The sequence below is a fragment of the [Clostridium] clostridioforme AGR2157 genome (assembly GCF_000424325.1).
Lineage (GTDB): Bacteria > Bacillota > Clostridia > Lachnospirales > Lachnospiraceae > Enterocloster > Enterocloster clostridioformis_A.
In genome coordinates this window covers 13,311-28,378 of the sequence record NZ_AUJR01000003.1, presented here as the reverse complement: position 1 = coordinate 28,378, position 15,068 = coordinate 13,311, and the positions used below count along the sequence as shown (strand labels likewise).

Sequence of the window (15,068 nt, the reverse complement as noted above, 5' to 3'; positions counted from 1 at the left end):
TATCAGCTGAATCCCGATTATATCAGCCCTGGTCCAAAATTACTTTAATGTAACCTTAGCGCCCTCAGCCTCTAATTTAGCCTTAACATCCTCAGCCTCTTCCTTGGAAGCGCCCTGCTTAACTACCTTAGGAGCTCCGTCAACTACGTCCTTAGCTTCCTTCAGGCCTAAGCCGGTAACTTCACGAACAACCTTGATGACCTTAACCTTGTTAGGACCAACCTCGGTCAGCTCTACGTCAAATTCAGTCTTCTCTTCAGCAGCTGCTGCGCCAGTGCCTGCTGCTGCAACTACAACACCTGCTGCTGCGGATACGCCAAACTCTTCCTCACATGCTTTTACCAATTCGTTCAGTTCTAATACGGATAATTCCTTGATAGCTTCGATAAACTCAGCGGTTGTTAACTTTGCCATTTTATGTTCCTCCTGTTTAATATTTAATAATTAGTGTTTCAAGCCGCGGCCATTGCCGTGCTTGTGCCAGTAAAATTATGCCTCTGCGGCTCCACCCTGCTGCTCTGCAATCTGATTGAGTACACGGGCCAGGTTGGTAATCGGTGACTGGATGCTTCCAAGCAGCTTGCCAAGAAGTTCCTCTCTGGATGGAATGGTTGCGATAACCTGGGTTCCTGCCTGGTCATAGTAGGTTCCTTCAACTACAGATGCCTTCAGTTCCAGTTTTGGAGCTGTCTTAGCGAAGTTAGCTAAGATGCGTGCCGGAGCAGTGGCGTCTTCTTTGGAAACTGCTAATGCGGTAGGTCCTTCCAGCTGTGGTGCAAGTGCTGCAAAATCTGTTCCTTCTGCTGCACGCTTAATCAAAGTATTCTTGTATACCTTGTAAGCAACCCCAGCTTCCCTTAACTGCTTACGCAGCTGAGTGTCCTGCTCTACTGTCAGGCCGCGGTAGTCAACGATGACTGCACCGGCAGCGCCGTCCAGCATAGCCTTGATCTCATCTACGACCGGCTGTTTTAATTCAACTTTTGCCATGAATGGTTTACCTCCTTATATATTTTCGCATTGAAAACCGTCATAGCATGGAACGATTCATAATCCGGGTCCCCAGATTCCTGCGCCAGGCATGCCGGACGCACCGGGTATACCGGGTACGGACAGCTGTAAGAACCGGACAAAAAACCTCTCCGCCATAAAGACAGAGAGGTTCGCAAAATCTCATCATAAATAATCAGAGTTTTGTATGTTCCTCGGCAGGCGTTTTCGCCTTACACCTTACGGTACCTGCTGTCTCAGGGCATTCAATACTGTGGTATCATATCATATTGTATGAATGATGTCAAGCCCCATCCTTCTGTGAATGGGGGGTGTGCTTATAGCACTTTATTATAGCAATCGATTAGTTCACCAGCTTTGCAACGTTCAGCTTAACGCCGGGACCCATGGTAGAGGTCAGGGCAACGCTCTTAAGGTATGCGCCCTTAACGGTGCTTGGCTTAGCCTTCATGATCGCATCAATAAGCGTCTGGAAGTTGTCCGCTAACTGCTCCTCTGTGAAAGAAGCTTTTCCTACTGGCACGTGAATAATGTTTGTCTTGTCGAGTCTGTATTCAATCTTACCAGCTTTGATGTCGTTGATAGCCTTGGTTACGTCCATGGTTACGGTACCGGCCTTTGGGTTTGGCATTAAGCCCTTGGGTCCCAGTACACGGCCCAGACGGCCTACAACGCCCATCATATCAGGGGTAGCTACCACAACGTCAAAATCCAGCCAGCCGTCGTTCTGAATCCTCGGAATCAGTTCCTCTGCTCCTACGTAATCAGCACCTGCCGCCTGAGCCTCGTCGGCCTTTGGTCCCTTTGCAAATACTAAGATACGTACAGTCTTGCCTGTTCCGTGAGGAAGAACAACAGCGCCACGAATCTGCTGGTCAGCATGACGTCCGTCACATCCTGTTCTGATATGAAGCTCTACAGTCTCATCAAATTTTGCGGATGCATTCTTCTTCACTAATGTGATAGCATCAGCAATGTCATAAAGTGCAGCACGGTCTACGTTTTTCATAGCCTCTGCATATCTTTTACCTGATTTCATTCTAATAACCTCCTAGTGGTATTGACGGGGAATCTCCCTCCCACGTTCATATAACGGGTAAATGCCTTAGCAACCCGGAAACCTTGCTCGGGTGTCTCCGGATTCATGCACCAATTGTATTATTCCTCGGTATAATTCCCAGATATGATTCTTTGAAATTATTCCTCGATGGTAACGCCCATGCTTCTTGCAGTGCCGGCGATCATGCTCATGGCAGCCTCTAAGCTGGCAGCATTTAAGTCTGGCATCTTAGTCTCTGCAATCTTCTGAAGATCAGCCTTCTTAAGAACAGCTACCTTTGTCTTGTTAGGAACACCGGAACCGGTCTTGATGTTGCAGGCCTTCTTAATCAGAACGGCTGCCGGCGGGGTCTTGGTGATGAAGCTGAAGCTTCTGTCCGCATATACGGTAATGACAACAGGGATGATCATGTCGCCCTGATCTGCTGTCCTTGCGTTGAATTCCTTGGTAAACTGAACGATGTTGACACCGTGCTGACCAAGTGCTGGTCCAACTGGTGGTGCTGGTGTTGCTTTGCCAGCTGGAATCTGTAATTTAATATATCCTGTTACTTTCTTTGCCATCTTAGGCACCTCCTAAAATTATGTGGTATTGTCGGGAATGTCCCTCCCACCAGCCCCTGCCCTGCAGAAGCTGATTCCTTGTGTTACAAACGGACGCCTACATCTTCTTGACTTCGGCAAATCCAAGCTCAACCGGTGTTTCGCGGCCGAACATCTCAACGTGCATGGTAATGGTCTTCTTACTGTCATTGATGGCCTTGATGGCCCCTACAGTATCCTTCCATGCACCGGAGATAACAACTACCATATCTCCTACTTCAAAGTCGACTAAGACATCTTCTTCCCTATGGAATCCCAGGCTGGCCATCTCTTCTTCAGTCAGAGGAACCGGTTTGGAGCCCGGACCCACAAAGCCCGTGACACCGCGGGTATTCCGCACTACATACCATGTGTCATCGTTCATGACCATGTTGATGAGCACATACCCCGGGAACATCTTCTTGTCCGCCTTTTTCTCCACGCCGTTCTTAAGTTCAACCACAGGGAGCATGGGAACGGACACCTCTAAGATCTGGTCCTGAAGGTTCCTGTTTTCAATTGTTTTCTCAATGTCGACCTTGACTTTGTTCTCATATCCTGAGTAGGTATGGACTACATACCATTGTGCTTCCGACATACAATCACCCTCGCCTTTATTTCAATCCGCATTCGTTTGCTTAAATTAAAGAATAAAGCTCAAACCAAACTTCATAACGAAGTCCAGGACAGCAATTATCACGCCAATCGCAATTGACATGAAAAGCACTGCCACGGTCTGTTTTGCCACGGTTTCCTTGTCAGCAAAGACGATTTTCTTGTACTCTTTCTTCAGCCCGTGAAAAAAGCTAGGCTTTTTGTCCTTCTTAGCTGCCTTCTTTTCAACCTTGTCAGCCTCGGCCGTTTTCTCTGTGGTTTCTACAGCGTTAACTGTATTATCTTCCATAATTTCACGTCCTTTACTGAGCAGGATTACTTTGTTTCCTTATGCATGGTATGCTTCCTGCAGAATCTGCAGTACTTCTTTGTTTCCATACGGTCCGGATGAGTTTTTTTGTCCTTAGTCATGTTGTAGTTGCGTTGTTTGCATTCTGTACATGCCAGTGTAATCTTTGTGCGCACGACTTCCACCTCCACTTATATTATCGTAGTTCACATTTGCCGCTCAGGTACTTAATTTTGAGCATAAAAAAAAGACCTAAGCTCTTCCATTCGCCCGTTTACTATACCATAGAAATATCCATACGTCAAGGGATTTTTACGGATTTATGGGGTACTGGAGGCTTCCTTCTAAAATTCATCATTGTCCATGACCGATGAAAATGGTCACAAAATATACTTGCTTCGCACCGGCTTTTCTGAGGACCCGTGTACACGCCTCAATCGTACTGCCTGTGGTGTAGATATCATCCACCAATATGACATTTTGTACGCCGGACGGCAGGGCGGACGCCGTGAATGCCTGCTCCAGGTTCCTTAACCGGCCGCTGGAATCCAGGTTTTTCTGCGGGGCTGTCTTTCGCTCCCTTTTCAGAATGGATGTATTTACCGGAATTCCCAGCGGACCGGAAAGGCGGCGGGCTAATTCCTCCGCCTGGTTGAATCCCCTTTCCCGGCGGCGGGACGGATGGACCGGCACAGGGATAAGGGCATCCCCATTCATGGACCGGATGCGTTTTCCCATTTTCCTGATCATGGCTTCGCCGTAGAAATCCAGATACTCCCTTTTATTATTATACTTAATCCGGGCCATGGAACGGCTGGCCGTGTCATCATAATTAATAAGGCTCAGTCCATAATCAAAGCTGCGTTTATGTCTGGTACAGTCACAGCAGTATTCAATGGTCTCATCCAGAACTTCCTTTCCGCACTTTTTGCAGACAGGACGGCGTACCCAGGACAGCTTTGCCATGCAGCCCGGACATATGAGATTTCCTTTGGGCAGGACAATATCGCCGCATACAGGGCAGCGGCGCGGAAACAGGATATCTGTCAAGAAATCACTGCCGTCTCGGATTTTCTTAATCGGTATCTTAATTCGTATCTTTGTCCGTATCTCCATCACCTCCGGAATTCTTTCCAATTCACAATGCCCCTCCTGATTCTCGTCCAATAGAATCCGACTGCGCATATATCTCCCCGATCCTGCTTTTAAGCCCGGAATACCGCTTCTGTTCCACGCAGTTTGACGCCATGGTGTAAAATGCGTCCGGCTGTCCCACCAGGCACACGCATGCGCGGGCACGGGTCACGGCCGTGTATATGAGATTGCGGGTCATAAGCATGCGGGGACCGTTGTACATGGGGATGATGACTGCCGGGTATTCGCTTCCCTGGGACTTGTGGATGGTAATGGCATAGGCCAATTCCAGTTCCTCCAGCTGCTTGAAGCTGTACTCTATCATCTTGCCTTCATCGAATTCAACGGTGAGCAGCTCCGCAAAATCATTGATTTCCCGGATGATTCCAACGTCGCCGTTAAAGATTCCGGCTCCCTTGTCCACGGATATGCCGTACTTGTTGCGTACCTCCCATTCCATCTGGTAGTTGTTCTTTATCTGCATGACCTTGTCGCCTACCCGGTAAATGGTCCCGCCCGACTCTTTTTCCTTCTTAGACTTGTCCGGCGGATTCAGGTAATTCTGCATAATCTGGTTCAGGCGCTCCACGCCCAGGGCGCCTTTTCGCATGGGCGTCATGACCTGGATGTCAAAGGCATTGGCGTGTACATAGTCAGGCAGCTTCTTCTGAATCAGGGTGATGGCCGCGCTTATGACCGCATCCGGATTGTCCCTTCGGATAAAGAGGAAGTCCTGGCTGCGTTTTGCCAGGTCAACAGGCTCTCCGGCATTGATTTTGTGGGCGTTGACTACAATGTCGCTCTGGGCGGCCTGACGGAAGATGTGGGTCAGCTTAACCACATTGAAGCTGCCGGATTCTATAATATCCCGCAGTACATTTCCCGGACCCACGCTGGGGAGCTGGTCCACATCCCCCACCAGAATGAGCCGGGTGCCCACGTTCACTGCCCGCAGCAGGGAATGCATGAGGCTGATGTCCACCATGGACATTTCATCTATGATGATGACATCGGCATCCAGAGGATTCTCCTCATTTCTGTCAAAATGCATCCCCATGCTCTGAGCTCCCCTGCCTGACCTTGGAGCGCCGGGAATCACAGGGGCGTCATTGCCGGGCATTCCCACCGGGACCAGTTCCAGCATACGGTGGATGGTCCTGGCCTCATATCCTGTGGCCTCCGTCATCCGCTTGGCTGCCCGGCCCGTGGGCGCTGCCAGAAGGATTTCCATTCCCTCCATCTCAAAATACCGGATGATTGTATTGATGGTAGTTGTCTTGCCGGTACCGGGACCTCCGGTGATGACCAGCAGGCCGCTGTTCACGGCTTCGTATACCGCCTTTTCCTGCAGTTCATCCAGGTGGATGGACTCCTGCTGCTGTATTTTAAGGAGATTGGCCTTGATTTCGGCCTGGGGAATATCCCCCCTGATGTTAAGGTCATGCAGCATACGGGCTGCATTGAGCTCCAGATAATAGTAGTGGGAGGAGTAGACCAGTGCTCCCTGGGCAGATGGTTTTACCACCACCTTGCGGTCTATCTGCATATCCATCAGATGCTTTTCCATAGCGGACGGCTCTGCCTTTAAAAGCTCTGATGCCTGGGCAAACAGTTCTGCCTGGGGAAGATAGGTGTGGCCGTTGGCAGTGGCCTGGAGAAGGGTGTACAGAATACCTGCCTTGATGCGGTAATCGGAATCCGTGAAGATTCCCACCCGCTCCGCTATCTCGTCAGCCATCTTAAAGCCCACTCCCGGAATATCATCTGCCAGGCGGTAGGGATTCTCCCGGATAATCCCGTACAGAGCGGGACCGTACTCCTGATATATCTTGGCCGCCAGATTTATGGTAATGCCGTAATTCTGGAGGAACATCATGGCCTGGCGCATATCCTTCTTGTCCTCCACCTGCTCAGCTATGGCCATGGCCATCTTCTCGCTGACACCCTTTACTTCGGACAGGCGCTCCGGCTCCTCCTCCATGACCCGGAAGGTGTCTGCCTTGAAATGACGCACGATTCGGGTAGCCAAAGCGGCCCCGATGCCTTTGATGGCACCGGAACCAAGATAGCGTTCCATGGACAGTTCATCCTGGGGTGTTTTCATCTCATAGCTTTTTATCTGAAGCTGCTCCCCGTACACCGGGTGCTGGATCATATGGCCGCTGGCTTCTATCATATCGCCCTCTGCCGCGTAGGCCAGATTGCCTACCATGATGACTTCTTCCCCGTCGCTCTGATCCGTGACGCTCATTACTGTGTAGCCGTTTTCTTCGTTGCGGAACTTAATCCGCTCTATAAATCCTGTTATTGTCGCCATCGTTTCATCAAAAGTTTAAAAGAACCCGGTGCCAGGGCATGTCCGGAGTGCTCCAGTCCATCACGCTGTACCGGGTTCTGATTTTTAGTAATCTTCTTTTCCTCCGCCTACTCCCATGGATGCCTCCATGGCCATGCTCATGCCGTGGGCAAACTCAATAAACTTGCCGGTACCAATGGCCACTGCGGTCAGCGGGTCCTCTGCAATCATAGTCGTGATGCCCGTCTTTTCCTCAATCAGGGCATCCAGGCCGCTGAGCAGGGAACCGCCTCCTGTCATCACAATGCCTCTGTCAAAAATATCGGCCGCCAGTTCCGGCGGGGTGCGCTCCAGTACATTGTGCACGGCATCCACAATCTGAAGAGCCGGCTCTCTGAGTGCCTCCAGTGTCTCGTCTGAGGTAACCACGATGGTCTTTGGAAGACCGGTTACCAGGTTACGTCCTCTGACTTCCATGGTCAGGACTTCCGGCCTGCGGTATGCCGCTCCGATGTTAATCTTTATTTCCTCGGCCGTGCGCTCGCCAATCAGAAGGTTGTGCTTCTTCCTCATATAGCGCACCAGGGCCTCGTCAAAGTCATCACCAGCAATCTTGATGGATGTGCTTACAACAGGACCTCCCAGGGAAATGACCGCAATGTCAGCTGTACCGCCTCCGATATCCACAATCATATTGCCGCAGGCCTTGCCGATATCAATGCCGGCGCCGATGGCTGCCGCAACCGGCTCCTCGATAATGGCCACTTCCCTGGCTCCTGCCTGGTAGGTGGCGTCCTCCACTGCCTTTTTCTCAACCTCTGTGGCACCGCTGGGGATACATACGCTGATTCTGGGCTTGCGCAGCGTCTTCTTGCCCACTGCCTTGCTGATGAAATATTTGAGCATCTTCTCTGTTATGGTATAATCTGAAATAACGCCCTGACGCAGAGGACGGACAGCAACAATATTGCCCGGGGTACGTCCAATCATAAGACGGGCTTCCTCACCGATGGCCATGATTTTGTTGGTATCGCGGTCAATGGCCACAACGGACGGTTCTTTTAACACAACGCCTTTTCCCTTGATATATACAAGGATGCTGGCAGTTCCTAAGTCAATTCCAATATCATTGGACATCATCGAAAACATATAGATAGTTCCTCCTCGCTGACTGAGCCGGATCGGACGCACACGCTGGTGGCTTCCATGCCTGTCCCCCTATGGGGACCAAACGCCGGGACAGACCGCATCAATTGCTTAAAATATAAATGGTTGCATTGCATTACTTCTATGCATTGCTTCTATTATATACAATATTGTAAAGTTTTCAAAGGGTTTTTTTCTTTTTTATTTTCTTTATGTTTTTTTCATGCCAAGGACATATTTTCGTCACAATTATTGCTTATTATAATAACAAGTTCACCGAGAGGTGGACGAGGCCTTTGTTTCAAGTGGTAACTTGAAATCACAAAGCTTTTTCATACTCATACCGGACGGAGCAATCCGTCCGGCCCCCCTATAACATTTTCTTTTTTATATACCTACCATTCCCACGCAGGCAATGAGCTATGCGAAAAAAAGCAGAAAAAGAACCGGCGCCGTATTTGCGGATGCCGGTTCTTTTTTGCCATATATGTCCATGGCCAAAGACCGTCTATACTTTTCCTTATCCGAAGTATAATCAACTCGTAATGCAAAAAAGGAATTTCAAAAAGTATTTCAAAAAGAAAAAGGAGAGTGCATTAATTATGAGAAAGCAGACAAAGTTAGTTGCTGTATTATCAACAGCAGCACTGCTCGCTATTGGTGCATCCATGACTTCTTTCGCAGCTACAGGATGGGCTGAGGAAGACGGTACTTGGGTATATTACAACAGAGATGGCGAGAGAGCAACCGATCAGTGGAAGAAATCCGGTAACAACTGGTATTGGTTAGACGGCAATGGAGAAATGGCTATCGATCAGCTGATTGAGGACGGCGACAACTATTATTATGTAGACATCAACGGTGTTATGGCAGCTAACCAGTGGGTAGCTATTGACAACGAGGATGCAGGGCAGGACGACGAGCCGGATCATTACTGGTACTATTTCCAGGCCAACGGCAAGGCATTGACCCAGGGCGATAATGACAAGGTTTCCTTGAAGACAGTAAACGGCAAGAAGTATGCCTTTGACGATGAAGGCAGGATGCTGTTTGGCTGGGTAGATGAAAACAGCGCTGAGCGTGTTGACAATACGGACGGCGACGCCTTTAAAGAAGGTACCTACTATTTCGGCGGCGAAGATGACGGCGCAATGACCGTTGGCTGGTTACAGCTTGATGTTACCTATGATGAAGCCACCAACGAAGAATATAAGTATACTGCTCCTGTGTTTAACGATGATGAGGACCAGACCCGTTGGTTCTACTTCAAGTCCAATGGAAAGAAGATTTATGCTGAGGACGGAGACCGCACCAAAGACAAGACTATCAACGGCAAGAAATATGCCTTTGACGAGTACGGCGCTATGGTAGCTGAGTGGTCTCTGGACGAGGGAGATCTGGAAGGCAAGAGCCTTGCTTCCTATTCTGATGCTGTAAAATCTGGAAAGATTAATGCAGGAACAGCCAGCGCTAATGACATTGTAACCGGCAAGGCCTTTAATGCCAAGTACAGTGAGGCATGGAAATACTTCAATAGCGTTGACGACGGCGCCCGCGTAAGCAAGGGTTGGTTCAAGGTAGTTCCTGCCGAATATCTGAACGATGAAAAATACAATGATGATGAAGACTTCTGGTACTATGCAGATGGCAGCGGCAATCTGTACGCCGGTGAGTTCAAGACCATCAAGGGTAAAAAGTATGCGTTCCGCAATGACGGCCGTATGCTTGACGGCTTGAAGTTCATCTACGAAGATAAGGATGCCCAGAGTCTGACTGTATGGGCTGACGACGATGATCCCTACAGATTTGATTCTGAGGATGACTTTGATGATAATGCTCCTCTCTATGAAGCTGCCGGATATTACTGCTACTACTTCGGTAATGGCGATGACGGTGCCATGAGGACCAATAAGAGCACGGTTGAGATTGATGGAGAAAACTTCAACTTCTACTTCGAGAAATCCGGCGGCAAGAAGGGTGCCGGCTTAACAGGCGAGAAGGATAATAAATTCTATCAGTCCGGCAAGCTGCTGAAGGCTGATACCGATGACAAGTACTCTGTTGTCCAGAGACAGTTAGTCAAGAAGACAAACGGAATCATCAACGACGAGCTTGAGGTGGCTACTACCAAAGACAGCAATACAACCGAAGTTTATAAGATGCTGGATGATGTTGATGCATTACTGACAGTGGCCAAGGATGCAGGTGTCGACATCTTAACGATTGACGATCTCAACTCAACCGAATATAAAGGCAAGGCTGACTCTATTCTGAAGGCAGCAAACATCAACAAGGGTCTGGACGGCCTGAGAGAGGTTTATATCTTTGGCAAGAAGGATGACAACGGTAACTTTAAGGCATCTGAGTTAGATACCAAAGACTACTTCCTGGTAAATACATCCGGTAAGGTACTTGACAGCAAGGGCAGACATAAAGATGGCAGCGATTACTACTATGCACTGACCAGCGGCGGTAAGATTGCCGCTATCTATGTAGAGGATTAATCAAAACTGCTGTAAATGGATACTGCAGGTTATATAACTTAGCAATATAAGGGGGAAGCGTTATGACTGATATTGATTATTGTCATAACGCTTTCTTTTATTATCTAATTCATAATGACAACAGGAGGATTCTATTTTGTTCAAAAAAATTGCAATATTGGGAATGGCCCTGATGTTAGGCCTCTCCTCTTCCACTGCTGCCTTTGCGGACCAGGCAGAAACATCCACCACCACTATGGAGAACTGCGGGGCTTATCTTTTTGAATGGAGACCCGTGGACTGCGGCGACGGGCATTATTTTGCCATTTTAGTAGGCGGAAATACTATAAGCGAAAGCGATGTCATCTTAAACAGGGGCTATGATTACCCTTACACCTTTGACTATACAGTTCCGCGTCCATGGGGCGAGGTCCCCCAGTTAGTTAATATAGACGGTGTCTGGGGTATTCCTGAAAACTGGGGCATCCTTCCCGAAGGCAGCCAGCCCACACTCCGCATCACGCTCATTACAAATAATAAAATACTTCCCACCAAGGAACGTTACATTGACGTAGTCAGCCTGCCGCAGAATATTAATTCCAGGGACCTGCCGGCCGAAGTCCGGAAATATCTAATCAATGTGGATGGTTCTGACGCCGGTGCCTACGACGGCACCACCACAGCCGGTTGGGAGGAGGAAAATGGTTTATGGCGCTACCGGAAATCAGATAATACCTATGTCTCAAACACATGGCTCAAACTGGATGACAAACAATACTACATGAATGAACAGGGAATCATGCTGGCCGACACCATTACTCCCGACGGATATTATGTAAACGCAAAGGGTGAGAAAACCGGTTACAAACCTGGCTGGCTCCAGGACGGCGCAAGCTGGAAATATGTGAGAAAAAACGGATATTATGCAGCCAATCAATGGATTCAGGACACGGATGGAAAGTGGTACTATTTTAACATGGCGGCTGTCATGCTGGCGGATACCACCACTCCGGACGGCTATTACGTGGATGCCAGCGGCGTATGGGATGGCCAGCCCGCCTCTGCTGTCATAGGCGGTGAAAATCCCGGACCAGGAGTGGACACAGCTTCTCATACTGAAGAATAATTCTGCTTTTTCTACTGAGGCACTGATAAGCGGCAATCGGGGTATTATTTTGACCCTCCTCTGCCGCTTATCATTTTATCCGGGAGTTAGACATCTTCCTTCTATTTGTCTATACTTTTGTGTTTAGCGCCCAATTTTTATGAATAATTTACAGAAATCTGTTCATCAATAGACAAATAAATGAAACTGTATATTTATTTTTGAGGAATCCTGAGCTAATATATTTGTTAAAAAATGAAAGGAGCAAAATTATAATGGAACCCATGGAGTCCCCGAATTTCTTGGAACATGCTGAACCTCTGGATGAAAATACCCCTCATTATCTCAATGCTTTTCACAAATATCTAATCCAGCATAACATGTCCCCTAATACAATCACTGCCTACATCTATAGCGTAAGGCATTTCTTTACATACTTTGAACAGCTTAATTCCAACAATGTCAGCCTATACAAAGTATACCTCTTAGACCATTATCAGCCCCAGACAGTCAACATGCGCATCCGCGCTCTGAATTGTTTCTTAAAATTCCAGGGCATCAGTGATTACAGGATACGCGCCCTCCGGCTTCAGCAGAAAAAATATACGGACTTCATCATAAGCCAGGCCGACTATGAATACCTGAAGCGCCGGCTCCGCGAGGATGAACAATATACCTTCTATTTTATCATACGGTTCATCACTGCTACCGGGGTCCGCGTCAGTGAATTGGTATCTTTTCAAATACAGGATGTCATAAACGGTTATAAAGACATCTATTCAAAGGGAAATAAAATGAGACGCGTCTATATCCCCACCGCTCTGCAGGAGGATACAGTCCAGTGGCTGGAATCTGAAGCCAGAAAAAACGGACCTCTGTTTCTGAGTCACCTCAAACGAGGCATTTCTGTCTCTGGCATCCGCTCCCAGTTAAAAACATTTGCATTCCGCTACCACCTTGACCCAAATGTAGTATATCCCCACTCCTTCCGGCATCGTTTCGCAAAAAATTTCATCGAAAACGGCGGAGATATTGCTTTCCTGTCCAATCTCCTGGGGCATACCAGTATAGAGACCACCCGCATCTATCTGAGGCGGAGCAGTACGGAACAGTCACTTATTGTAAATCAGATTGTAGACTGGTAAGTAATGAAAGGTGTGCTCAGCATGAATACAAATATGCAAGAAATAAATGAACCGGCCTTTCATGCCTACCTGAAAAAAGTCCAGGCCTCTCCTAATACGATTCGCAGCTGCCTGGCTGCCTGCAGACTTTATCATTCCCTGTATGATGACCTGGCGGTCAATCATCTGCTCTGCTTTAAGGACTATCTTATTAAGCACTACAAAGCAGCCACAGTGAATAACAGGATATACGGAATCAACCGTTATCTGGACTTCCTTGAAGAGCTTTACGGCCAAATGATTCACTTCCGGCTGACTGTTATCCGTACCCAGCAGGCAGCCTTTCTGGACAATATCATTTCCCAGGAAGACTATGAAACATTTAAGAAAAGACTTAGGGACAGCGGGAATCTGCTGTGGTATTTTGTTGTACGGTTCCTGGCTTGTACCGGAGCCAGGGTCAGTGAACTGATTCAGATTAAAGTGGAACACCTGCATCTCGGCTATATTGACCTCTACACAAAGGGCGGTAAAGTCCGCCGGCTCCATTTTCCTGATGCCTTGTGTCAGGAAGCCCTGGAATGGCTGTCCGCAAAAGGCCAGGTTTCCGGTTTTTTGTTTGTCAACCGCAGGGGAAACCAAATTACTGCCCGCGGAATCAGCAGCCAGCTCAAGACACTGGCCATACGCTGTCACATTCCGCCTGAAACAGTATACCCTCACTCCTTCCGCCACAGGTTTGCTAAAAACTTTCTTGAAAAGTTTAATGATATCTCCCTGCTTGCCGATTTAATGGGCCATGAAAGCATTGAAACAACCCGCATCTACCTTACAAAATCAACGCAGGAACAGCGGGAGCTGATTGACAAAATAGTTACCTGGTAATATTTTATGGCGTTATTCACAAGGTATATCCGGTTTTGTAGATTGCATTTTTCCCAAAAAAACAGTATCATAGAATAAACTCGTAAAGGATGGTTTATATGTACGAATATACCTGGTATCAATGGCTTATGTTCTTTTTTATATACTGCTTTTTTGGGTGGATTTTCGAATCCACCTATGTTTCCGCGAAAACAGGCCGCTTTGTGAACCGCGGTTTCCTGCGCCTTCCCCTGCTTCCCCTATATGGAACAGGCGCCGTGATGATGTTGTGGGTATCCCTTCCTGTGAAGGATAACCTGTTCCTGGTGTACCTGGCAGGCGTCATCGCCGCCACCATTCTGGAATACGTCACCGGTTGGGGCATGGAGAAGCTGTTTAAGATGAAATACTGGGATTACAGCAACCAGAGATTTAACGTGAAAGGATATATCTGCCTCAGCTCCTCCATTGCCTGGGGTTTTCTGACCATTTTTCTTACAGAGGTGGTGCACCGCCCCATCGAACACTATGTCCTGGGCCTGCCTGTAATGGTCAACATTGTCTTTGTGCTGATAACATCCCTGCTGTTTGCAGCGGATACGGCCGAGTCCGTAAAAACCGCCCTGGATTTGGCCAAGGTGCTGGATGCCATGACAGACATGCGTGCAGAGCTGGACGATATACAAGTACAGATGGCCCTGTTAAAGGCGGAGACCAGCGAGCGCGTTGCCGAGGCCAGAGAGGAAGCTGCTGCCAAGCTCAGCCGAATGAAGTCAGGGGCTGCCATCCATGCGGCTGCATTGAAGGATGACACGGCCGAACGCCTGAATGAACTGGTGGAGAACACCATGGAGAAAATGAGCGGATTCGTGGAAGGTACCGCTGAAAAGATGGGCGGGCTGGTGGAAAATACAGCCGAAAAGGTGGCCCGGACAGCGGAACGGCTGTCAGAGCTTACGGAGGACGCGGCTGCCAGGGTGTCCGGTACGCTGGCCCAGCGCGCGGAAGGCTCCCGGCAGACAATACAGCATGATGAGCTTAACAAAAGTGCTGTCCAGGAGCGAAAGGACAAACTGGCCTCACTGTCACAGCGCCTTGTATCCATTACCAAAAAACGCCATATGCTGTCAACCCATATGGACTTTTACCGCAGAGGCATACTAAAGGGCAATCCCACTGCCTCCTCTTCCCGGTTCGCTGAAGCGCTGAAGGAACTGCGCGAAATTGCGGACAGGAAGAATTTGGATGAACATGATACAAAATAGCGTCCTGTTTTCTTTAACACAAAAAATACCCTGATAGCCTGGCACATCTGCTTTTTCTTTGTCCTGCTGTCAGGGTATTTATTATTTCATACAAA

The 15,068-nt window shown here is 48.4% G+C and carries 15 protein-coding genes and 1 other annotated feature; of the genes, 5 read left to right on the top strand and 10 right to left on the bottom strand.

Annotation, left to right across the window (positions count from 1 at the left end; all coding sequences use genetic code 11):
- Positions 1–39: 39 nt before the first annotated feature.
- The 10 genes from rplL to G614_RS0100110 all read right to left on the bottom strand — a co-directional run bounded on the left by rplL (position 40) and on the right by G614_RS0100110 (position 8,135).
- The gene (rplL, locus tag G614_RS0100155; RefSeq protein WP_027640295.1) at positions 40–414 is read right to left on the bottom strand and encodes a 50S ribosomal protein L7/L12; all 375 of its coding nucleotides are present in this window, start codon (positions 412–414) and stop codon (positions 40–42) included.
- Positions 415–489: 75 nt separating this feature from the next.
- Complete coding sequence (gene rplJ, locus G614_RS0100150) at positions 490–990, bottom strand: 50S ribosomal protein L10 (protein ID WP_027640294.1); 501 nt, start codon at positions 988–990, stop codon at positions 490–492.
- Positions 991–1,122: 132 nt separating this feature from the next.
- Positions 1,123–1,270, bottom strand: a sequence feature (ribosomal protein L10 leader region).
- Between the two features lie 84 nt (positions 1,271–1,354).
- Entirely contained in the window at positions 1,355–2,050 is a 696-nt protein-coding gene (gene rplA / locus G614_RS0100145; protein ID WP_002566638.1) for a 50S ribosomal protein L1, read from the bottom strand.
- Between the two features lie 158 nt (positions 2,051–2,208).
- Positions 2,209–2,634, bottom strand: a complete 426-nt coding sequence (gene rplK, locus G614_RS0100140) for a 50S ribosomal protein L11 (protein ID WP_027640293.1) — start codon at positions 2,632–2,634, stop codon at positions 2,209–2,211.
- 97 nt (positions 2,635–2,731) lie between these two features.
- Complete coding sequence (gene nusG / locus G614_RS0100135) at positions 2,732–3,250, bottom strand: transcription termination/antitermination protein NusG (RefSeq protein WP_027640292.1); 519 nt, start codon at positions 3,248–3,250, stop codon at positions 2,732–2,734.
- 45 nt (positions 3,251–3,295) lie between these two features.
- Complete coding sequence (secE, locus tag G614_RS0100130) at positions 3,296–3,556, bottom strand: preprotein translocase subunit SecE (RefSeq protein ID WP_027640291.1); 261 nt, start codon at positions 3,554–3,556, stop codon at positions 3,296–3,298.
- Between the two features lie 26 nt (positions 3,557–3,582).
- The gene (gene rpmG / locus G614_RS0100125) at positions 3,583–3,732 is read right to left on the bottom strand and encodes a 50S ribosomal protein L33 (RefSeq protein WP_027640290.1); all 150 of its coding nucleotides are present in this window, start codon (positions 3,730–3,732) and stop codon (positions 3,583–3,585) included.
- A gap of 178 nt (positions 3,733–3,910) precedes the next feature.
- Positions 3,911–4,675 (bottom strand): ComF family protein, encoded by a 765-nt coding sequence (locus G614_RS0100120; RefSeq protein ID WP_027640289.1) that lies wholly within the window; start codon positions 4,673–4,675, stop codon positions 3,911–3,913.
- Between the two features lie 19 nt (positions 4,676–4,694).
- Entirely contained in the window at positions 4,695–7,007 is a 2,313-nt protein-coding gene (locus G614_RS0100115; RefSeq protein WP_027640288.1) for an AAA family ATPase, read from the bottom strand.
- A gap of 84 nt (positions 7,008–7,091) precedes the next feature.
- Positions 7,092–8,135, bottom strand: coding sequence for a rod shape-determining protein (locus tag G614_RS0100110; RefSeq protein ID WP_027640287.1), 1,044 nt, complete (start codon positions 8,133–8,135; stop codon positions 7,092–7,094).
- Between the two features lie 599 nt (positions 8,136–8,734).
- On the opposite strand from G614_RS0100110, the gene G614_RS0100100 reads away from it, so the two are divergent.
- From G614_RS0100100 to G614_RS0100080, 5 genes are all read left to right on the top strand, one after another.
- Positions 8,735–10,636 (top strand): hypothetical protein, encoded by a 1,902-nt coding sequence (locus G614_RS0100100; protein ID WP_027640286.1) that lies wholly within the window; start codon positions 8,735–8,737, stop codon positions 10,634–10,636.
- A 136-nt stretch (positions 10,637–10,772) separates the two neighbouring features.
- Complete coding sequence (locus G614_RS0100095) at positions 10,773–11,741, top strand: hypothetical protein (protein WP_027640285.1); 969 nt, start codon at positions 10,773–10,775, stop codon at positions 11,739–11,741.
- 254 nt (positions 11,742–11,995) lie between these two features.
- Positions 11,996–12,865, top strand: coding sequence for a tyrosine-type recombinase/integrase (locus G614_RS0100090; protein WP_027640284.1), 870 nt, complete (start codon positions 11,996–11,998; stop codon positions 12,863–12,865).
- 21 nt (positions 12,866–12,886) lie between these two features.
- A complete protein-coding gene (locus G614_RS0100085; RefSeq protein ID WP_027640283.1) occupies positions 12,887–13,729 on the top strand; it encodes a tyrosine-type recombinase/integrase in 843 nt (280 codons plus the stop codon).
- Between the two features lie 98 nt (positions 13,730–13,827).
- The gene (locus G614_RS0100080; protein WP_027640282.1) at positions 13,828–14,973 is read left to right on the top strand and encodes a putative ABC transporter permease; all 1,146 of its coding nucleotides are present in this window, start codon (positions 13,828–13,830) and stop codon (positions 14,971–14,973) included.
- The last annotated feature ends 95 nt before the right edge of the window (positions 14,974–15,068 follow it).

Coding starts and splice junctions, on each gene's coding strand:
- rplL (WP_027640295.1), bottom strand. CDS start 414: ATGGCAAAGTTAACAACCGCTGAGTTTATCGAAGCTATCAAGGAATTA.
- rplJ (WP_027640294.1), bottom strand. CDS start 990: ATGGCAAAAGTTGAATTAAAACAGCCGGTCGTAGATGAGATCAAGGCT.
- rplA (WP_002566638.1), bottom strand. CDS start 2,050: ATGAAATCAGGTAAAAGATATGCAGAGGCTATGAAAAACGTAGACCGT.
- rplK (WP_027640293.1), bottom strand. CDS start 2,634: ATGGCAAAGAAAGTAACAGGATATATTAAATTACAGATTCCAGCTGGC.
- nusG (WP_027640292.1), bottom strand. CDS start 3,250: ATGTCGGAAGCACAATGGTATGTAGTCCATACCTACTCAGGATATGAG.
- secE (WP_027640291.1), bottom strand. CDS start 3,556: ATGGAAGATAATACAGTTAACGCTGTAGAAACCACAGAGAAAACGGCC.
- G614_RS0100115 (WP_027640288.1), bottom strand. CDS start 7,007: ATGGCGACAATAACAGGATTTATAGAGCGGATTAAGTTCCGCAACGAA.
- G614_RS0100110 (WP_027640287.1), bottom strand. CDS start 8,135: ATGTTTTCGATGATGTCCAATGATATTGGAATTGACTTAGGAACTGCC.
- G614_RS0100100 (WP_027640286.1), top strand. CDS start 8,735: ATGAGAAAGCAGACAAAGTTAGTTGCTGTATTATCAACAGCAGCACTG.
- G614_RS0100090 (WP_027640284.1), top strand. CDS start 11,996: ATGGAACCCATGGAGTCCCCGAATTTCTTGGAACATGCTGAACCTCTG.
- G614_RS0100085 (WP_027640283.1), top strand. CDS start 12,887: ATGAATACAAATATGCAAGAAATAAATGAACCGGCCTTTCATGCCTAC.
- G614_RS0100080 (WP_027640282.1), top strand. CDS start 13,828: ATGTACGAATATACCTGGTATCAATGGCTTATGTTCTTTTTTATATAC.